This is a genomic window from Burkholderia sp. AU45251 (assembly GCF_030482905.1).
Lineage (GTDB): Bacteria > Pseudomonadota > Gammaproteobacteria > Burkholderiales > Burkholderiaceae > Burkholderia > Burkholderia aenigmatica.
The window spans coordinates 39,476-59,913 of record NZ_JAUJQH010000023.1; the positions used below are offsets into that span (position 1 = coordinate 39,476).

Annotated in this window: 17 protein-coding genes; 12 read left to right on the forward strand and 5 right to left on the reverse strand. The window is 68.0% G+C overall.

All coding sequences use genetic code 11. The features are described 5' to 3' along the window. Positions 1–280: 280 nt before the first annotated feature. From QZM67_RS31215 to QZM67_RS31250, 8 genes are all read left to right on the forward strand, one after another. On the forward strand, positions 281–2,512 hold the full coding sequence (locus QZM67_RS31215) for a TonB-dependent siderophore receptor (RefSeq protein WP_301809181.1): 2,232 nt from the start codon (positions 281–283) through the stop codon (positions 2,510–2,512). Between the two features lie 59 nt (positions 2,513–2,571). Beyond that, positions 2,572–3,204 carry a nicotinamide riboside transporter PnuC gene (gene pnuC, locus QZM67_RS31220; RefSeq protein ID WP_089453540.1) on the forward strand — a complete coding sequence of 211 codons (633 nt, stop codon included), beginning with the start codon at positions 2,572–2,574 and terminating at the stop codon, positions 3,202–3,204. A 41-nt stretch (positions 3,205–3,245) separates the two neighbouring features. After that, a complete protein-coding gene (locus tag QZM67_RS31225; protein ID WP_301809184.1) occupies positions 3,246–4,436 on the forward strand; it encodes a phosphotransferase enzyme family protein in 1,191 nt (396 codons plus the stop codon). Between the two features lie 243 nt (positions 4,437–4,679). Further along, a complete protein-coding gene (locus QZM67_RS31230; protein WP_301809187.1) occupies positions 4,680–6,008 on the forward strand; it encodes a TolC family protein in 1,329 nt (442 codons plus the stop codon). Positions 6,009–6,042: 34 nt separating this feature from the next. Next, entirely contained in the window at positions 6,043–7,515 is a 1,473-nt protein-coding gene (locus tag QZM67_RS31235; RefSeq protein WP_301809189.1) for an efflux RND transporter periplasmic adaptor subunit, read from the forward strand. Between the two features lie 125 nt (positions 7,516–7,640). After that, the gene (locus tag QZM67_RS31240) at positions 7,641–10,853 is read left to right on the forward strand and encodes an efflux RND transporter permease subunit (protein WP_175024770.1); all 3,213 of its coding nucleotides are present in this window, start codon (positions 7,641–7,643) and stop codon (positions 10,851–10,853) included. Then, positions 10,853–11,536, forward strand: a complete 684-nt coding sequence (irlR, locus tag QZM67_RS31245) for a heavy metal response regulator transcription factor IrlR (protein WP_021157388.1) — start codon at positions 10,853–10,855, stop codon at positions 11,534–11,536. Before QZM67_RS31240 ends, irlR begins: the two co-directional genes overlap by 1 nt. Beyond that, a complete protein-coding gene (locus QZM67_RS31250; protein WP_301809196.1) occupies positions 11,533–12,963 on the forward strand; it encodes a heavy metal sensor histidine kinase in 1,431 nt (476 codons plus the stop codon). The genes irlR and QZM67_RS31250 overlap by 4 nt, the downstream gene beginning before the upstream one ends. 79 nt (positions 12,964–13,042) lie before the next feature. Here the strand turns inward: QZM67_RS31250 and QZM67_RS31255 are convergent, their stop codons facing one another. Continuing rightward, entirely contained in the window at positions 13,043–13,330 is a 288-nt protein-coding gene (locus tag QZM67_RS31255; RefSeq protein ID WP_301809201.1) for a DUF4148 domain-containing protein, read from the reverse strand. A 141-nt stretch (positions 13,331–13,471) separates the two neighbouring features. On the opposite strand from QZM67_RS31255, the gene QZM67_RS31260 reads away from it, so the two are divergent. Next, on the forward strand, positions 13,472–13,876 hold the full coding sequence (locus tag QZM67_RS31260; protein ID WP_301809206.1) for a hypothetical protein: 405 nt from the start codon (positions 13,472–13,474) through the stop codon (positions 13,874–13,876). Positions 13,877–13,908: 32 nt separating this feature from the next. Here QZM67_RS31260 and QZM67_RS31265 read toward each other — a convergent pair whose 3' ends face one another. Together QZM67_RS31265 and QZM67_RS31270 are read right to left on the reverse strand one after the other, a co-directional pair. Next, entirely contained in the window at positions 13,909–14,820 is a 912-nt protein-coding gene (locus tag QZM67_RS31265) for an aminoglycoside phosphotransferase family protein (RefSeq protein WP_301809208.1), read from the reverse strand. Positions 14,821–15,096: 276 nt separating this feature from the next. After that, complete coding sequence (locus tag QZM67_RS31270) at positions 15,097–16,257, reverse strand: porin (RefSeq protein ID WP_301809211.1); 1,161 nt, start codon at positions 16,255–16,257, stop codon at positions 15,097–15,099. A gap of 317 nt (positions 16,258–16,574) precedes the next feature. On the opposite strand from QZM67_RS31270, the gene QZM67_RS31275 reads away from it, so the two are divergent. Both QZM67_RS31275 and QZM67_RS31280 read left to right on the forward strand, forming a co-directional pair. Beyond that, on the forward strand, positions 16,575–16,850 hold the full coding sequence (locus tag QZM67_RS31275) for a DUF4148 domain-containing protein (protein WP_301809214.1): 276 nt from the start codon (positions 16,575–16,577) through the stop codon (positions 16,848–16,850). Positions 16,851–16,914: 64 nt separating this feature from the next. Then, complete coding sequence (locus QZM67_RS31280; protein WP_301809217.1) at positions 16,915–17,418, forward strand: hypothetical protein; 504 nt, start codon at positions 16,915–16,917, stop codon at positions 17,416–17,418. Between the two features lie 12 nt (positions 17,419–17,430). On the opposite strand, the gene QZM67_RS31285 is transcribed toward QZM67_RS31280, so the two are convergent. Next, a complete protein-coding gene (locus QZM67_RS31285) occupies positions 17,431–18,156 on the reverse strand; it encodes a ZIP family metal transporter (protein WP_301809219.1) in 726 nt (241 codons plus the stop codon). Between the two features lie 182 nt (positions 18,157–18,338). Continuing rightward, positions 18,339–19,634, reverse strand: a complete 1,296-nt coding sequence (locus QZM67_RS31290) for an O-acetylhomoserine aminocarboxypropyltransferase/cysteine synthase family protein (protein WP_301809223.1) — start codon at positions 19,632–19,634, stop codon at positions 18,339–18,341. Between the two features lie 132 nt (positions 19,635–19,766). On the opposite strand from QZM67_RS31290, the gene QZM67_RS31295 reads away from it, so the two are divergent. Next, the gene (locus tag QZM67_RS31295) at positions 19,767–20,435 is read left to right on the forward strand and encodes an O-methyltransferase (RefSeq protein WP_175024778.1); all 669 of its coding nucleotides are present in this window, start codon (positions 19,767–19,769) and stop codon (positions 20,433–20,435) included. Positions 20,436–20,438: the final 3 nt, after the last annotated feature.

The window sequence follows — 20,438 nt, forward strand, 5'->3', positions numbered from 1 at the left end:
GACCGCGCGAGGCAGCCGGCCGCCCGACAGGTACCCGATCCACGGATCGGCAGCCGCGTCGGCGCCCGGCGCGTCGCCGGCCTCCGATGCCCATCCTGCGCTTTCCCGATCGAACGGCACGCATGCGGCCGGATTGTCCGATTCGTCAGATGAATGTCGTGCCGATTTGCCGACGGTGTCCGGCGGTTCGCCGGGATCGTCGCGGGTTCATGCGCGGGCATGCTTCGCAACGGCGTAATGGTTTCGACAGGGTCGAGTGGCGAGTTTTCCATCCAGAACAATGACGGTAAATAGAACAACAGCGTCGCCCGCACGGCGGCGGCGCGCGAAGGTCGGGCTTGGCGTCGGTCTCGGCATCACGCTTTTCGCGGCACAGGCCGCCGCGGCGCAGGGCGATACGCCGACGCCGGACGCCGAGGCAGCCGGTAGCGCGACGCTGCCGACGATCACGGTGAGCGGCGAGCGCGGCAACGCGCTGCGCGCCCGCAACGCATCGGTGGCGGGGCTCGACGACACGCCGCTGCGCGACACGCCGGCGTCGGTGAGCGTCGTCACGCGCGCACAGCTCGACGACCAGCAGGCGAAGCGGCTGAGCGACGTCGTGCGCAACGACGCGTCGGTCGTGAACGACTATGCACCGGTCGGCTATTTCGAAGGTTTTGCGATCCGCGGTTTTCCGGTCGATCTCGCGAGCGCGATCCGGATCGACGGGCTGACGGTGTCCGGCGAGCAGAACGTGCCGCTCGAGAACAAGGAGCGCGTCGAGATCCTGAAAGGACTCGCCGGTATCGACAGTGGCGTCGTCGCGCCGGGCGGCGTGATCAACTTCGTGACGAAGCGCTCGGCGAACGTCGCGAGCGTGACCGGTGGCGTCGACAGCCGCGGCTCGACGTCGGCGGCCGTCGATCTCGGCCGCCGCTTCGGCCCCGACAACCAGTTCGGCTTCCGGATCAATGCCGCGAAGGAGAACATGCACTCGTACATCGACGGCACCAACGGGCGGCGCACGTTCGGCTCGATCGCCGCCGACTGGGACATCAGCCCGCGCGCGAGCCTGCAGCTCAACGCGGAATTCCAGCAGTGGATCCAGCGTTCCGCACCCGGCTACCAGCTGCTCGGCGGCACCGTCGTGCCGTCGATCAAGACGACGTCGAAGGCGCTCGGCACGCAGCCGTGGGCGAAACCGGTGACGACCGACGCGCTGAACTTGAATGCGCGCTTCGACTACCAGTTCAACGACGACTGGAAGGCCTATATCGCCGCTGGCCGCAGCCGCACGATGATCGACGACAACAGCGCGTTCGCGTACGGCTGCTCGTATGCGGCGAGCTGCGCGGCCGGCGCGACGTCGCCGTTCTTCTTCGGCGCGAACGGCGACTACGACGTATACGACTTCCGCAGCCCCGGCGAATACCGGCGCAACGACGACCTGCGTGCGGTCACGACGGGCAAGTTCGCAACCGGCCCGCTGCGGCACGAGCTGACGCTCGGCGTGAGCGTGCAGCGCCGCGTCGTGAGCATGGCCGACGCGGTGTACGACTACGTGGGCAGCGAGAACATCTACGGGCCCGACACGACGTTCTCGCCGTCGCCGAATTCGCCCGGCCCGTCGTATCCGCGCCTCGACGCGTGGCAGTACGGCGTGTTCGGGCTCGACCGCATCAGCATCGGCGAACACTGGCAGGTGCTCGCGGGCGGCAAGGAAGTGCTGCTGCGCCAGCGCAGCTGGAGCAGCCTCGACGGCGACGCCACGCATACCGACCGCTCGGTGTTCTTGCCGCAGGTCGCGCTCGTCTACAAGCCGGTGAACGTGCTGTCGCTGTACGCGTCGTACAGCAAGGCGCTGTCGCTCGGCGACCAGGCGCCGGTGCGCGCGACCAATGCGTATGCGTTCCTGCCGCCCGTCGAATCGCACCAGATCGAGGTCGGCGCGAAATACGACTGGCTCGATCGGCTGAGCCTCACGGCGGCCGTATTCTCGATCAGCAAGCCGTTCCAGTTCGCCGACCCGGACCCGTCGGGCACGAGCTACACGTTCGTGCAGCGCGGCACGCAGCGGCACCAGGGGATCGAGCTCGGCGCGGCCGGGCGCGTGACCGAGCGGCTCGGACTGACTGCCAGTGTCGCGGCGATTCGTGCTCGTGCGTACGATTCGGGTTCGCCGGCGTACGAAGGGCACCAGATCATCAACGTGCCGGCGCTGCGCGCGTCGCTGTATGCGGACTACGCGGTGCCGGGCGTCGCGGGGCTGAACGTGCTGGGCGGCGTCGAGTACAGCGCGGCCCGCAATGCGAACGAGGAGGGCACCGCGCGCGTGCCGTCGTGGTTCGTGTTCAATCTCGGCGCGCGCTATACGACGAAGATCGGCGGCCATCGCACGGTGTTGCGCGTGTCGGTGGACAATCTGTTCAACAAGTTCTACTGGCGCGACGCGGGCGAGCAGCAGGGCGATGCGTACCTGTTCCCGGGTGCGCCGCGCACCGCGCGCGTGTCGTTGACCTATGATTTCTGACCGTCCGGAACCGGCAGCGTGACGCGCGGCCCCGGCAGCTAACCTGGAGAGCACAGACGATGTCCCCACTCGAAATCGCCGGCGTGATCGTCAGCGCGCTCGCGATCTGGCTGACCGCGAAGCGGCGCATGCTGTGCTGGCCGGTCGGGCTCGTGTCGGTCGCGCTGTACGGCTGGATCTTCTTCGACGCGAAGCTGTATTCGGACATGCTGCTGCAGGGCGCGTTCGCGGTGCTGCAGGTGTACGGCTGGCAACGCTGGCTCGCGCAGCGCGCGAGCGAAGCCGATGGCGGCGCGGCGCCGGCTGGCGACGTCGCGCCCGTCACGGGCGTGCGGCCGCTGCAGATGCTGCCCGACCTGATCGCGGCCGTCGTCGGCAGCGCGCTGCTGGGCGGCATGATGGCGCGCTGGACCGACGCGGCGCTGCCGTTCGTCGATGCGTCGCTGACCGCGTTCAGCCTCGTCGCGCAATACTGGACCGCGCGGCGCTACATCGCGTCGTGGGGGCTGTGGATCGTCGTGAACGTCGTGTACGTCGGGATGTTCGTGTTCAAGGAACTGTATCTGACGGCCGGACTCTATGCGCTGTTCATCGGGCTGGCCGTCGTCGGCTGGCGCGACTGGAGCCGGACGGCCGCGGCGCTGCGCGCGGCGGCCGGCGGTGCGCTGGCAACGGGCGGCGGCGCGCGCTGAGCCACGCGCCGATCTGAATCAACCACGGAGCAACGTCGTTCATGTCATTCCCACTCGAGCCGGACGGATCCCTGTCGCGTGACGTCGCGCCGCCGCAATTCGGTGTCGACGGCGAGCAGGCCGAACGCGACTGGCCGCTGATGACGCACGACGAGGTGGCAGCGGTGCTCGCGCGGATCGACGGCACCGGCGAGCCGGCGCGGTTGACGTGGCACAGCCCGCGGCAGTTCGCGGCGGCCGTCCTGGTGCAGATGGCGGACGGGCGCGGGCTGTTCGTCAAGCGCCATCACGTGAGCCTGCGCGATGTCGCAGGGCTCGAGGAAGAGCATCGCTTCATCGCGCATCTGCGCGAACGCGGGATGCCCGTGGTGGACATTCTCGCGGATCGCGACGGTGCGACCGCGTTCGCGTCCGGCGACTGGACCTACGAGGTGCACGTGCGGGCGCCGGGCGTCGACCCGTATCGCGGCGTGATGTCGTGGCAGCCGTTCACACATCCGTCGCACGCGTACGCGGCCGGACGTGCGCTGGCCGAATTGCATCGCGCGTCGGCCGGCTACGACGCGCCGGCGCGGCCCGTGCGCACGCTGCTGTCGAGCTTTCGCGTGCTGTCGTCCCCCGATCTGGCGGGCGCGCTCGAACGCTGGGTCGACGCGCAGCCGCTGCTCGTGCGCGCGCTCGGCGCGCGCGACTGGCGCGGTGACGTGGCCGATGCGATCGGCCCGTATCACGCGCGCCTCGTGCCGCTGCTGCCTGCGTTGCCGCCGCTGTGGACGCACGGTGACTGGCATGCGTCGAACCTGTTGTGGACCGAGGCGGGGCCCGGCGCGCAGGTGCGGACCGTGCTCGATTTCGGGCTGTCGGATCGCACCTGCGCGGTGATGGATCTCGCGCTCGCGATCGAGCGCAATACGGTCGACTGGATGGCGCCGGCCGATGCGCGCCGCGTCGAGTACGCGCAGATCGGCGCGCTGCTCGACGGGTATGAATCGCTCGAACCGCTGGGCGACGAAGCCTATGCGGCGCTGGTCGCGCTGCTGCCGATCGTGCATACGGAGTTCGCGCTGTCGGAAGTCGCTTATTTCGGCTGCATCATCGATGCGCCGGAAATTGTCGATATCGCGTACGACGGCTACCTGATCGGGCATGCGCGCTGGTTCGGCGAGCGCGACGGGCGGCAATTGCTTGATTGGCTCGTGCAGCGGCGGCGGGTGAAGCAAGGGGCCGTTTGATTCCCGCGCCCGGGGTTTCGGCGCGCGTGTGCCGATTCCCCGCACTTCTGCAGTCTTCTTCGTGGCCATCGCGTCGCGCATTCACCGAATCCTCCTGATCGTTCAAGCGGGATGTGGCTCCCGCGGGGCGCCGCACGCGTGCGCGCGGCCGCACCCAAGATGACGGAAATATCATCTTCGCCTCATGTTCGCACTGCGGCCGGACCGTAGCATCGGTCGCGAACCGTTACCGCAGAACCGAACATGCTCAAGCTCAACCTCGCCGTGGCCGTCGTCTTCGCGATGGCCGCGACGGCTCATGCGCAGCCGTCGCTGTCGCTGTCGCCGGGGCCGGCGCCGGCTGCCTCCGGCAGCGCCGCGCCGATCGGCGCACCGACACCCGACACCCTTCCTTCCACCTCGTTGACGCTTGCCGATGCGCTGTCGATCGCGGCCCGGAACAATCCGGCGCTGCGCGGCGCGCGCGCGGACGTCGACGCATCGGCCGGCGCGCTGCTGCAGGCCGGCGCGCGCCCCAATCCCGAAGTGTCGTTCCTGCAGGAAGGGTTTCGCCGCGCCGAACGCACGTCGACCGCGCTGATCAACCAGACGATCGAGCTTGGCGGCAAGCGCAGCGCTCGGCTCGACGTCGCGTCGTACGGCCGGGAATCGGCCAATGCGTCGCTCGACGAGCAGGGCGCCGTCGTGCGCGCCGACGTGACCGCCGCGTTCTACGGGCTGCTCGCCGCGCAGCGCCAGCTTCAGGTGACCGAGGAATCGGCCGCGATTGCCGCGCGTTCCGCGGATCTCGCGAACCGCCGTGCGCAGGCCGGCAAGGTGTCGCCGGTCGAGGCGACCAAGGCGCACGTGGCGGCGGCCGGCGTGCAGATCGAAGTCGTGACCGCGCGCGGCCGTGTCGAGGTCGCGAGCGAGAAGCTGAACGCGGTGATGGGCGAAGCGCGCGACGGCCGGCTTGCGGTGCTCGGCGACCTCGAAGCTGTGCCGCCGGTCGACCCGCTGTCCGCGCTGACCGCGCAGCTCGACGATGCGCCGCTCGCGCGGATCGCGCGCGCCGAGATGCTGCGCTCGAACGCGGCCGTGTCGCTCGAACGTGCGCGGCGCATTCCGGACGTGACGATCAGCGCGGGCGTGAAGCGCGTGACCACGGGCGGTGTGCCGGACAACCAGGCGGTGGTCGGCGTGTCGATCCCGATCCCGTTGTTCAACACGAACAAGGGCGCGTTGCTCGAAGCGACGCACAAGGCCGAGCGCGCGAATGCCGATCTCGATCGCGAACGCACGCGCCTGCGGCTGGACCTCACGCAGGCGTACACGAATTTCGAAGCCGCCGCGCAGGAAGCGCAGCGCCTGAAGGCCGACATCCTGCCGGCCGCGCGCCTCGCGCTCGATGCGATGTCGCGCGGCTACGAACTCGGGAAGTTCAGCTTCCTCGACGTGCTCGATGCGCAGCGCACGCTGTTCCAGGGCCAGTCGCAATACGTGCGCGCGCTCGCCGATGCCCATACGGCCCGCGCCGACATCGGCCGGCTCGTCGGTACGCCGCTCTCACCGCTTGCACCGGTCGCGCAATAGCGCAACGGGCGCCTCTTTTACCTGAAGGATCACCATGTCACGCAGCAGAATCCTGATCATCGCGGCGGTCGTGCTCGGCAGTGCCGGAATCGTCATCGGCGCACTCGGCGTCACGCGCAACGGCGGCAACGGCGCGTCCGCGTCGGCGGTTGCCGAAGCCGCTTCGTCCGTCGAAGCCGCCGGCGAGCGCGGTGGTGTCGTGCTCAAGCGCGGTAAGCTGTCCGTCGAAATCGTGATGACGGAGAAACCCGGCGATGCGCGCCTCATCGTCTATCCGTTCGTCGATGGCAAGCGGGCCGACAAGGGCGTGACCGTGTCCGGTACGCTGGTCCGCTACGACCGCACGCACGAACCCTTGCGTTTCGACGCGGCCGGCCAGAAGTTCGTGTCCGCGCAGTCGATCGGCAAGCCGCACGTGTTCGATGCGACGATCGACGTGAAGGCGGGCAACGACTCCGCATCGTTCCCGTTCGCCCGCGCCGACGGCGCGATCGCGCTGACCGATGCGCAGTTGGCGACCTCGAAGATTGCGCTGGCGAAGGCCGGCCCCGCGCAGATCGCGACGCCGTTCCAGCTCCCTGGCGAGATCAAGTTCAACGAGGATCGCACCGCGCACGTGGTGCCGCGCGTGGCCGGCATCGTCGAGCAGGTGTCGGTGTCGCTCGGACAGAACGTCGCGAAGGGGCAGGTGCTGGCCGTGATCGCGAGCACCGATCTTGCCGACCGGCGCAGCGAGCTGCTGACGGCCGAGCGCCGGCTGTCGGGCGCACGCGCGACCTACGAGCGCGAACGCACGCTGTGGCAGGAGCGCATCTCGGCCGAGCAGGACTACCAGCAGGCGCAGGTGCAATTGCGTGAAGCCGAGATCGCCGTGCAGAACGCGCGGCAGAAGCTCGCCGCGCTGAACGCGCCGGTCGGCGCGGGTGCGCTGAACCGCTACGAACTGCGCGCGCCGTTCGCCGGCACGATCGTCGAGAAGCATGCGACGCCGGGCGAAGCGATCGCCGCCGATGCCAGCATGTTCGTGATCTCCGATCTGTCGACGGTATGGGCCGAGATGGCCGTGCCGGCGCAGCGGTTGAACGATGTGCGGGTCGGCCGCGACGCGACGGTCGTCGCGACCGCGTTCGAATCGCGTTCGAGCGGCCCGATCGCGTACGTGGGTTCGTTGCTCGGCGAACAGACGCGCACCGCGCCGGCGCGCGTCGTGCTGCCGAACCCGGACGGCGTGTGGCGGCCCGGGATGTTCGTGAACGTGTCGGTCGACGCGGGCAAGCAGGGCGTGCCGCTCGCGGTCGCAAGCGACGCGCTGCAGGACGTCGACGGCGCACCGTCCGTCTTCGTGCGCTCGTCGAAGGGCTTCGTCGCCCAGGCTGTCGAAACCGGGCGGCGCGACGAACGGGCGACCGAAGTGCTGAAGGGGCTCAAGCCGGGCCAGGAATACGCGGCGTCGAACAGCTTCGTGCTGAAGGCCGAGCTCGGCAAGGGGAGCGCGGAACATGAATGAGCGCTACGTGTGTGCCGTTGCACGACTCGCGGCCCGCTATGCGGCCCGCTTTCCGGCCCGCCGCGTGACTGGCCGGGCGGCCCGTCCGTCGACGGTGACCGTGCCCCGTTTCAAGGAATCCCGTCATGTTTGAACGCCTGATCCGCTTTGCGATTGCGCACCGCTGGCTCGTGATGCTGGCGATCGCGGCCGTGGCCGCGCTGGGCGTGTTCAGCTACCAGAAGCTGCCGATCGACGCGGTGCCCGACATCACCAACGTGCAGGTCCAGATCAACACGTCCGCGCCCGGTTATTCGCCGCTCGAAGCCGAGCAGCGCATCACCTATCCGGTCGAAACCGTGATGGCCGGCCTGCCGGGCCTCGAGCAGACGCGTTCGATCTCGCGCTACGGGCTGTCGCAGGTCACCGTGATCTTCAAGGACGGCACCGACATCTATTTCGCGCGGCAGCTCGTCAACGAGCGCATCCAGGAAGCGAAGGACAAGCTGCCGGCCGGCATCGCGCCCGCGATGGGGCCGACGTCGACGGGCCTCGGCGAGATCTACCTGTGGACCGTCGAGGCCGACGCAGCCGCGCGCAAGCCCGACGGCACGCGCTATACCGCGGCCGACCTGCGCGAGCTGCAGGACTGGGTCGTCAGGCCGCAGCTCCGCAACGTGCGCGGCGTGACCGAGGTGAACTCGATCGGCGGCTACGTGAAGGAATACCGCGTCGCGCCGAACCCGGCGAAGCTGATGTCGTACGGGCTGACGCTCGCCGACGTCGTGCGCGCGCTGGAGCGCAACAACGACAACGTCGGCGCCGGCTACATCGAGAAGCGCGGCGAACAGTATCTCGTGCGCGTGCCCGGCCAGGCGCGCACCGTCGACGACATCGCCAACATCGTGCTGACCAACGTTGGCGGCGTGCCGGTGCGGATGAAGGACGTCGGGCTGGTCGACATCGGCCGCGAGCTGCGCACCGGCGCGGCGACGTCGGACGGCGAGGAGGTCGTGCTCGGCACGGTCTTCATGCTGATGGGCGAGAACAGCCGCACGGTCGCGAAGGCCGTTGCAGCGAAGATGGACGACGTGAACCGCACGCTGCCGTCGGGCGTGAAGGCGATTCCCGTGTATGACCGCACCGTGCTCGTCGAGAAGGCCGTCGCGACGGTGAAGAAGAACCTGCTCGAAGGCGCGATCCTCGTGATCGCCGTGCTGTTCCTGTTCCTCGGCAACATGCGCGCGGCGTTGATCACCGCGCTCGTGATCCCGCTGTCGATGCTGATGACCTTCACCGGGATGGTCAACGCGAAAGTGAGCGCGAACTTGATGAGCCTCGGCGCGCTCGACTTCGGGATCATCGTCGATGGTGCAGTGGTGATCGTCGAGAACTGCGTGAGGCGGCTCGCGCATGCGCAGGCGGCCGCCGGCCGGCCGCTGACGCGCGACGAGCGTTTCGCCGAGGTGTTCGGCGCGTCGCAGGAAGCGCGCCGCGCGCTGATCTTCGGGCAACTGATCATCATGGTCGTGTACCTGCCGATCTTTGCGCTGACGGGCGTCGAAGGCAAGATGTTCCACCCGATGGCGATTACCGTCGTGATGGCGCTCGCGGCCGCGATGGTGCTGACCGTCACGTTCATTCCGGCGGCTGTCGCGCTGTTCATCGGCGAGCGCGTCGAGGAGAAGGAGAACCGGCTGATGGGCTGGGCGCGGCGTGCGTACGAGCCGGTGCTCGCCGCGTTCATGACGCGCCCGGCGCGCGTGATGATCGGCGCGGGCGCGATCGTGCTGGTCACGCTCGGGCTTGCCACGCGGCTTGGCAGCGAGTTCATCCCGAGCCTCAACGAAGGCGACCTGGCCGTGTCCGCGCTGCGGATTCCCGGCACGAGCCTGTCGCAGTCGGTCGAGATGCAGAAGTCGATCGAGAAGACACTGAAGGCGCGCTTCCCCGAGATCGAGCGCGTGTTCGCGCGCACCGGCACGGCCGAGATCGCGGCCGACCCGATGCCGCCAAACCTGTCGGACGGCTACATCATGCTGAAGCCCGCCGATCAGTGGCCCGACCCGAAGAAGCCGCGCGACCAGCTCGTGCGCGAGATCGAGGAAGCGCTCGCCGAGCTGCCGGGCAACGCCTACGAGTTCTCGCAGCCGATCCAGCTGCGCTTCAACGAACTGATCTCGGGCGTGCGCAGCGACGTCGCCGTGAAGATCTTCGGTGACGACATGGCCGTGTTGAACCAGACCGGCGAGCAGATCGCGGCCGCGCTGCAGAAGGTACCGGGCGCGTCCGAAGTGAAGGTCGAGCAGACCACCGGCCTGCCCGTGCTGACCGTCAACCTCGACCGCGACAAGCTCGCGCGCTACGGCGTGAGCGTCGCCGACCTGCAGGACTCGGTGGCCGCGGCGGTCGGTGGGCAGAAGGCCGGCACGCTGTTCCAGGGCGATCGCCGCTTCGACATCGTCGTGCGGCTGCCCGACGAGCTGCGCTCGGACATCGAGGCGATCAAGCGGCTGCCGATCGCGCTGCCCGCGCCGGCGGCCGGCGCCAGCGCACCGCTCGCGGCGGCGCCGTACGTGCCGCTCGCGGAGCTCGCGACGATCGACGTCGCGCCGGGCCCGAACCAGATCAGCCGCGAGGACGGCAAGCGGCGGGTGGTCGTCAGCGCGAACGTGCGCGGCCGCGACGTCGGCTCGTTCGTCGCCGATGCGCGCGAGCAATTGCAGCAGGACGTGCGCGTACCGGCCGGCTACTGGGTGTCGTGGGGCGGGCAGTTCGAACAGCTGCAAAGCGCGAGCGAGCGCCTCAAGCTGGTCGTGCCGCTCGCGCTGTTCATGGTGTTCGTGCTGCTGTTCGTGATGTTCAACAACGTGAAGGACGGGCTGCTCGTGTTCACCGGCATTCCGTTCGCGCTGAGCGGCGGCGTGGTGTCGCTGTGGCTGCGCGGGATTCCGCTGTCGATCACGGCGGCGGTCGGCTTCATCGCGCTGTCGGGCGTGGCCGTGCTCAACGGGCTCGTGATGATCTCGTTCATCCGCAACCTGCGCGACGAAGGGATGCCGCTCGAGGCCGCCGTGCGCGAAGGCGCGCTCACGCGGCTGCGGCCGGTGCTGATGACCGCGCTCGTCGCGTCGCTCGGCTTCCTGCCGATGGCGTTCGCGACCGGCACCGGCGCCGAGGTGCAGCGCCCGCTCGCGACGGTCGTGATCGGCGGTATCCTGTCGTCCACGGCGCTGACGCTGCTGGTGCTGCCCGTGCTGTACCGCGTGAGCCATGCGGTGTCGTGGCGCGCGGCGTTGCGCGGCGGCTTCGGCTCGGGCGTGCTGCGTCGCCTGGGTTTCTTCAAGGGTAATGCGTGATGCGAATTCTGATTGTCGAAGATGAACCGAAGACGGGCGCGTACCTGCGCAAGGGGCTGACCGAGGCCGGCTATGTCGTCGACTGGGTCGAGGACGGCATCACGGGCCAGCACCAGGCCGAGACCGAGGAATACGACCTGCTCGTGCTCGACGTGATGCTGCCCGGGCAGGACGGCTGGACGCTGCTGCAGAACCTGCGGCGCAGCAAGTCGACGCCCGTGCTGTTCCTGACCGCGCGCGACGACGTCGGCGATCGCGTGAAGGGGCTCGAGCTCGGCGCCGACGACTACCTCGCGAAGCCGTTCGACTTCGTCGAGCTGACCGCGCGCATCAAGTCGATCCTGCGACGCGGCCAGCCGCGCGATTCGAACACGCTGCGCGTGGCCGACCTCGAACTCGACCTGACGCGCCGCAAGGCCACGCGGCAGGGCGACACGATCTTGCTGACCGCGAAGGAATTCGCGCTGCTGTGGCTGCTGATGCGCCGCGAGGGCGAGATCCTGCCGCGCGCGACGATCGCGTCGCAGGTGTGGGACATGAACTTCAACAGCGACACGAACGTCGTCGATTCGGCGATCCGGCGGCTGCGCTCGAAGATCGACGACGCGTACGACCCGAAGCTGATCCACACCGTGCGCGGGATGGGCTACGTGCTCGAGGCACGCGGCGGCGCGGCGGCATGATCGCGCGCCTGCTGCCGCGCACGCTGCGCGGACGCCTGACCGCGCTGATCATCCTGTCGACGTCGGTGATCCTCGCGTCGAGCGGCGTCGCGCTCTATGAAGCGTTGAGTAATCGCGTCGAAACGACGGCGGCCGAGCAGATGGCCGGGATTTCCGCCGCGCTGGGCGCGCACCTGGCCGAAGCGCGCTCGACGGCCGACGTCGCGCGCAACACCGATATCTGGATCGACCAGTTGCATGGCCATCCGAACATGGATCTGTCGATCTACGATGCCACGGGTACGCGCCTGGTCGGCACGCCCGGTTTCCGCCCGTATGGGCCGCTGATGTCGCTGGATGCGGGGCGCGTGCCGGTCGGCGTCGCGCCACCCGGCGCGCGGCACCAGTATCTGGTGACGAGTGTGCCGCTGGCCGGCGCGGGTGCAGGTGCGCCCGTGGTGCGCGTCGTGGTGCAGTATGACCGCAGCGCCGACGTGCTGTTGCTGCGCACGCACGCGTATACGATCGTCGTGATCGAAGTGTTCGGCGTGGTGCTCGCGGCGGCGATCGCGTACGGCATCGCGGCGCTCGGGCTGAGCCCGCTGCGGCGGTTCGCGGCGCGTGCCGAGCAGATGTCGACGAGCCGGCTCGCCCATCCGCTGCCGGCGCTCGACACGGCCGGCGAGCTGAAGGAGCTCGAGCATGCGTTCAACGGCATGCTCGAGCGGCTGAACGAGTCGTTCACGCGGCTGAGCCAGTTCTCGTCGAATCTCGCGCACGACATGCGCACGCCGCTCACGAACCTGCAGGCGGCCGCGCAGGTCGTGCTGTCGCAGCCGCGCAGTGCGGACGAATACCGGAACGTGATCGAGTCGAGCATCGACGAATACCAGCGGCTGTCGCGGATGATCGAGGACATGCTGTTTCTGGCACGCTCGGAACAGGCCGGCACGTCGATCGACGTGCGGCGGCTGGATGCGGCGGAGGAGGCCGGCCGTGTCGCCGGCTACTACGAGCCGCTGGCGGAGGATGCGGGCGTGCAGGTGAAGGTCGACGGCCATGCGTGGGTCGATGCCGATCTGACGCTGTACCAGCGCGCGCTGAGCAACCTGCTGTCCAACGCGCTGAGGTACGCGCCGCGCGGCAGCGTCGTGACGATCGACTGTGTGGAGCAGGGCGGTGCGACGACGATCGCCGTGTCGGATACGGGGCCCGGCATCGCCGCGGAGCATGTCGGGCGGATCTTCGAGCGCTTCTATCGCGTCGATCCGTCGCGGCACAATTCGGCGTCGGGGACGGGGCTCGGCCTTGCGATCGTCCGGTCGATCATGGACAACCACGGCGGCGAATGCGGCGTCGACAGCGACCCCGGCCGGCGCACGACGTTCTGGCTGCGCTTTCCGCGACGGCCGGCCGAGCTGAAACGGCCGGCGGCCATCAGTACCTGACACCGCCGACGGGCACGCCCGCGCGTTCGCCATGAGGCGGCCGCGCGCGGCGCGCTGCCCGCGGTCGTGTACCCGAGCGTCATTGCTGCGCAGTCAGGTTGTCGTGGTTGTCGGTCTGCGGCTTCTTCTCGCCGCCATGCACCGAAATCCCGTGAAGCTCCTTGTTGCGCGCGACGAGTTCGCCGGTCGGCGGGTACTGCGTCTTGCTCACCGGCACGACGCCGTCGTGCTGCGCCTGCTTCAGTTCGTTGACAACTTGCGTGCGGGTCTTGCCCTGCGTTTGCGTTTGCGCGAATGCGGCCTGCGTGGTGATGCCGAGCGACAGCGTGGCGGTGACGAACAGTGCTGCGAGTTTTGCGGTTTTCATCGAGTGCTCTCCTTGATCGGGGCCGCCGGGTGGCGAACCGTGGACCCAGTATGCGAAAGCAGCCGTGCGTGATCGTGATCGCGAGATGAAAAATGCGTCAGATTGCGTGTTGCGGAGATGCGTCGACAGGATGCGACCGACATGACGCAAGCGTCATGTTCGCGTCATGGGTGCGATGAGCGGGAAGCGGAACATGAAGTCTGCCGATGGTCGACTTGGCCGACGGCATTCACGCCGTTCGCGACATCGGTATCGAAAGCGGGCGGCCTTGTTCAGACTTTCCTTCCGGACCGAAAAGTGCATCGTCCCGCCATCCGCCTAGCCTTGATCGCAGTCCTGATCGTCCCGTTGTTCGCCGGCTGCGCATCGACACGTTCCGGCACCACGCTGACCGCGCAGACCGCACCGGCCGCCGCAAAGAAGCCGGTGCCGACCGACCTCATGCCTGGCGAGCAGATCGACTATGCCGGGCATCGCTGTGGCAATCCGAACCTGTATGTGAAAACGCATACGTGCCTGTTCCCGCAGCGCAGCGGCACGCGTTGATCGCGATCGTGCCGCTCGGGATGACTCGGCCCTCAGCCGCCGTGCTCGCAGCGGTAGTCGTCCAGTATGCACCGGAGCGTGCGGTTCGACGGATCGTTCTCGCGCAGGTCGTCATCCAGTTTCGCGATCGTAATGAGCGCCTTCCACAGCGCCCAGCCTTGCCCGCGCGCCCAGGTACCGGCATCGACGGCAAGCGTCGATCGAAAAGCGCGGCGCGCTGCGTCGTCGAACAGCGTCCAGTTGATCGCGAGATCGCAGGCCGGGTCGCCCACCGCAGCGCAGCCGAAATCGATGACGGCGTGCAGTGCCCCGTCCTTCATCAGCAGGTTGCCGGCCGAGATGTCGCCATGCACCCAGACGGGAGCGGCGTTCCAGCTGGAATGCACTGCGGTTTCCCACACGGCAAGCGCACGGCCGGTATCGACGAAACCCGACAGGGTTTCAAGTGCGGCGCGTGTTTCGCCGTCGTAGAGCGACAACGGCCCGCCACGGAAGAAATTGTGCGGGCCCGGCGGCGGGCCGTCCGACGCGTCGATCCGATGCAGTTCGGTCAGAAAGCCGGCCACTGCGCGCGCGAACGCCGGCTTGTCGTCGATCAATTCATCGCGCGCGGGTTCGCCGTCCAGCCAGCCATAGACCGACCACGGCCACGGGTAGAACTCGGTAGGCGCGCCCTTGGCAATCGGTGCGGGAATGGGCAACGACAGATGCGCGGCCAGTTGCGGCAGCCAGTGCTGCTCCTTCTCGACCTGGGCGACATAATCGCGGTCGCTGGGGAGTCTCGCCAGCTTGTCGTCGCCGAGCCGGAAGGTCCGGTTGTCCCAGCCGCCCGGCAGCACGGGGACGACGTCGAGGTCGCGCCACTGCGGGAATTGCTGCGCGATGAGCCGCCGAACGAGATCGGCGTCGATGGGAAGTGTCAGGGCTTGCGGGTCGTCTGGCATGACAGGGTGCGGACAGCGGCAATGTCACAGAATAGCTCACGGGCGATGGCGGGTTCATCGCCGAACGCGCGCGGTGTCGATGCGCGATGAGCAAAAAAGAAGCCCGGCACTCGACGTGTCCGGGCCTAACGCGTGACGTGCCGTGCGGCAGCGACCCGCTTGCGTGGTCTGGAACGGGCGCTGCCCGTCACGTCTTCGATCGTAGCGATACGACGCTTCGCGAACCTGATCGGAACATGAAATTTTCGTCACGTGGCGCGCGTATCGCCGCCGCGCTCAGAACCGGTGGCGCAACCCGAGATTGACGATGCCCTGCGTGCGCGTGCCGCCATAGCCATAGGAACCGATCGACGCCTGCGCCGTTTGCGTGCCACCGTCGAGCGTGCGTTGCTCGCCGTTCGCGCGTTGCCATGCACCGACCGCGTAGAGATCGGTGCGCTTCGACAGCACGTAATCGGCGCCGGCCGACACTTGATGGTAGGTCGCGCTCGTATCGCCGCGGGCGCGCGTGTAGCTGTAGCCGACGCCGACGAGCAGGCTGGGCGTCGCCTGGTAGTTGAAGAAACCGCGCGCGGTGTCGTACTTCTGCGTGCTGCGAAACGCGGACGTCGCATCGGCCTTGTACAGCGCATTGCTGTAGTCGATGCCGACCGCGAACGGCGCGAAGCTGTAGCGCAACGCGCCGCGCGCGATGCCGATCGATTTTGCCGAGATGTAGCCGCCGTTGACCAGCGACCCGTCGAATGTGCCGTCGGAGGTGCCATTCCAGCCGGTGCGGATGCCGTTGGCGAGCGACGAACGATTGGTCGCGTAGTAGTAGCCGCCCGCCACGTCGACCGGGCCGTTGCTGTACGACAGGCCGGCCGACCAGGTTTGCCCGGCGCCGCTCTTGCCGGCCACGCCGCCGAGCGCAACCATGCCGACGAACTGGAGTCCGTTGATCAAGGGCGACGTGTATTTCACCGCGTTGTCGGTGCGCGACGATGTGTCGTAGTTGTCGACATCGCCGGGTGTCGCGTAGACGCTGCCGAAGTAGAAGTCGCCGGTGACGGGCCATGCGACGTCCGCGAGCGCGTCGTACTGGCGGCCGAGCGTCAGCGTGCCCCAGCGCGTGCTTTCCAGGCCGACGAATGCCTGCCGGCCGAACATCCGGTTGCCTTGCCCGAGCGCGCCGGTGTTCGGATTGAAGCCGTTTTCCAGCGTGAAGATCGCCTTCAGCCCGCTGCCCAGATCTTCCGCGCCCTTCACGCCGAAGCGGTTGCCGAGCAGGTTGCCGTTGCCGAGGCCGACGAGATTCTTGCCCTCCGCGTTGGCGTTCCAGACATAAGTCAGCGACGTATCGAACAGGCCGTATAGCGTGACTTCCGACGCATGTGCCGCGTGAGTGGTCGCGAGCAGCGCCCCCGACATCATGGCGAGCCGAACTGGAGTTTTCATGGTTTGCCCCTGGCGTTCAAGATGATCGTTTTGTGCATCGCTCAATTCCGGAGCCGCGTGCTTGGCCGGCGGATGGGAAATATCGCGATCGCGTTGCCGATTCTGGAAAGCGGTTGAATCGTGAAGGTGAGGGACAAATGAGAAAAATGTCATCGCCGCGTCATGAGCACAGAAACGCGTGACGAATTTTCATTGGCAGTGCGATGCAGAAGATGTCTCGGTGGTGACGAAACCGTCATGCGGCAATCACGATTCCGCACCGCCGCTGGATCAAAGTGAAGGCTCCTGTCACGGATTCTCAGCAAGGAGCAAACAACATGAACATTCCGCGACCGATGATCGTCGCCGCCGCCGCCGCACTGTCGATCGCGGCTCTCTCGCAAGCGATGGCCGCACCGCAGAAGACCCGGCAGGAAGTCCTTCAGGAACTGGTGCGGGCGCGCCACGACGGCGTGATCCCGAGCCCGAATCACGACTACCCGGCGAGCCCGGCCGCCGTCGCGCGCAACCAGGAAATCCATCGCGCGACGGTGCATCGCGGCGAGACGGCGCCGCTGGTCGATGCGCACGACAACCGGTTTGCGGTGCGTTGATCGTCATTCGCGGCCGACCGGCGAGGTGCCCGCCGGCCGCACCCCACACGAAGAGGAGCGTGCCATGCGCAATGTTGCAAAAGGAATCGTGCTCGCGGCGTGTCTGATGTCGACGGCCGCAATGGCGGCCGGCTGGCCGGAACGTGCGCTGTCGCACGCGTCGGCGCATGATGTCGGCCGGCGCACGAACGAGCGGATGCGCTGCGAGTTCGCGGCCGTGCCGGCCGGCGAGTGGAGCGCGACGTTCACGCGCGGTCAATGCGAGGTCGACAACGGCCGGCTGACGTTCGCGCCGGCCGATGCCGGCGGCGGATCGGCCGTCGCGGAGAGGCGGATCCTGCTCGGCGAAATCCGCAGCGCGTCGCATCAGTCGCGCAAGCTGAAGGAGCAGCTGCAACTGACGACACGCGACGAAGTGATCGCGCTGAACGTGCTGACCGACGACGGCAGCCGCAAGTCGCGCGAGCATGCGATCGACCTGTGGGCCACATTGCGCAACGAAGGCGTGACGCCCGTCAACGGCACGCGCGTCGTCGAACCGTATCCGACGGGCGCGACGACGTGGTAGCCGGCGTCCGGCTTATCCGGCCTTCACCGATCCTTCGATCAGGAAAAACACGATGAAGCCGATGAAGAACGCAGCCGTCGCGAACGGCGTTTCGGGTACCTCGTGCGCTTCGACCAGCAGTTCTTCGGTGACGAGGTACAGCAGCGCGACGGTGCCCAGCCCGAGCAGCGCCGCGTAGAGATTGGCCGGAAGCCCGGCGAACGCCGCGTTACCGGCCACGGCTGCGATGCTCAATAGCGCCGCGAGCCCGACCGGTACGACGATCGACAGCATGCGGCCGATGCCGGCGGCCGCAAGTGCCGCGCTGACCGACAGCGCGAGGAACAGCACCTCGAGCGTCAGCGCGACGGTCAGGATGATGCCGCTTTCGTCGCTCGCGGAGAACGCGATGCCGAGCACGAGGCCGTCGACGACGAGATCGATCGCGGTGACGATGATCAGGCTCACGGGCAGCTGCGCTGCCTCGAAACGCGTCTCGATCGCGCCCGACAGCGCACGGATCGCGAGCATCAGCGCGATGCCGAGCACGAAGCCGACGACGACCGGAAACAGCGCATGCGCGCGGTCCTGCGGCAACAGTTCGAGCGCCGCGGCCGAGAACACGATGCCGCCGGTGAAATGCTGGATGACGCTCGACGTTTTCGGGCCGGGGGCGCGCCACGCCGCTGCGAGGGCCCCGAAACAGGCCGCCAGCACGGGCGGTAACGTGAGCAGCGCGAGCTTCGCGGTCGGTGTCATGAGGCCTCTCGAACGGTTGGCGTACCGCAGCGGGCCTGGCGTCTGGCTGCCCGGCCGGCTGGTACGGTTCGTACACACCGGGCGGTGCCCCGGCTTCAACCGGGGATTGAACACCTTGAAGCCGCTTCAAGGTCAACCCATTCGATGCCGGGCGCACCGGCCAGCCGGCGCGCCCGTGCCGGTCAAAGCTGCACGAGCGCCTGGTCGAGATCGGCGAGCAGGTCGTCGATATGCTCGATGCCGATCGACAGCCGTACCGTTTCTTCCTTCACGCCAGCCTTCGCGAGTTCGGCCGGCGACAGTTGCCGGTGCGTCGTCGATGCCGGGTGCGTCGCGAGCGATTTCGTGTCGCCGATGTTGACGAGCCGCGTGAACAGCTTCAGCGCGTCCTGGAACTTCGCCCCGCCGTCGCGACCGCCCTTCACGCCGAACGTCAGGATGCCCGGCGCGCGGCCCGACAGGTAGCGCGCGACGAGCGCATGGTCGGGATGATCGGGCAGGCCCGCGTAATTCACCCACTCGACGTTTTCGTGGCGTGCGAGATGCTGCGCGATCTTCAGTGCGTTGTCGGTGATCCGCTCGACGCGCAGCGCCAGTGTTTCGATCCCCTGCAGGATCTGGAACGCATTGAACGGCGAGATCGCCGCGCCCATGTTGCGCAGCGGCACCACGCGCGCGCGGCCGATATAGGCGGCCGGCCCGAACGCTTCCGTATAGACGACGCCGTGATAGCTGACGTCGGGCTGGTTCAGCCGCTTGAAGCGGTCCGCATGCTCGGCCCACGGAAACTTGCCCGAATCGACGATCGCGCCGCCGAGGCTCGTGCCGTGCCCGCCGAGATACTTCGTCAGCGAGTGCACGACGATATCCGCGCCGTGCTCGAACGGACGCAGCAGGTACGGCGACGGCACCGTGTTGTCGACGATCAGCGGGATCCCGTGGCGATGCGCGACTTCCGCGAGCGCGGCGATGTCGGTGACGTTGCCGAGCGGGTTGCCGACCGATTCCGCGAAGATCGCCTTCGTGCGCGCGTCGATCAGCGGTTCGAACGACGCGGGGTCGCGCGGATCGGCGAAGCGCGTCGTGATCCCGTATTGCGGCAGCGTATGCGCGAACAGGTTGTAGGTGCCGCCGTACAGCGAACTCGCGGACACGATGTTGTCGCCGGCTTCCGCGATCGTCTGGATCGCATACGTGACGGCCGATTGACCCGAGGCGAGCGCGAGCGCGCCGATGCCGCCCTCGAGCGCGGCGATCCGCTGCTCGAGCACGTCCGTCGTCGGATTCATGATCCGCGTGTAGATGTTGCCCTGCACCTTCAGATCGAACAGGTCGGCGCCGTGCTGCGTGTCGTCGAATGCGTACGCAACGGTCTGGTAGATCGGTACGGCGACCGCGCGTGTGGTCGGGTCGGGACGATAACCGCCGTGCACGGCGATGGTTTCGAGACGCCAGTTCGAAGAGGCCTGATCGGTCATGGGTGCTCCGTGTGTTGTTGTGGTGGTCGAGCGATTATAGGAGCACGCGCGCGACGCCTCTTAGAACGAATGGTTTGTTGCTTATGGCCGGGCGCCGCATAAAATGCCTGTTCCGCAAACAAGGGGTGCGCGATGAATCAGGATCATTGGAACCAGGTGGATGCGTATTTCTCCGCGACGCTCGTGCCGTCCGACGACGTGCTCGACGCCGCGCTGGCGGCGAGCGACGCGGCCGGACTGCCCGCGATCAACGTCGCGCCGAACCAGGGCAAGCTGCTGCAACTGCTCGCGACGATCCGCGGCGCGCGCCGGATCCTCGAGGTCGGCACGCTCGGCGGCTACAGCACGATCTGGCTCGCGCGCGCGTTGCCGCCGGGCGGCACGCTCGTGACGCTCGAACTGAACCCCGAACACGCGAAGGTCGCGACGCAGAACATCGCGCGTGCCGGGTTCGCGGAGGCCGTGACGGTGGTGGTGGGTAGCGCGAAGGACAGCCTCGCGCGGCTCGTCGACGCGGGTGGCGCGCCGTTCGATTTCATCTTCATCGATGCCGACAAGGACAACAACCCGGTCTATCTCGACGCGGCGCTGAAGCTGTCGCGGCCCGGCACCGTGATCGTCGTCGACAACGTCGTGCGCGGCGGGCGCGTGGCCGATCCGGACAATCGCGAGCCCGACGTGGTCGGCGTGCGCGACGGGTTCGCGCGTCTCGTGGCCGCCCCGAACGTCACGACCACGGCCGTGCAGACGGTCGGGCAGAAGGGTTGGGACGGGTTCTCGATCTCGATCGTCGGCGCGTGACGT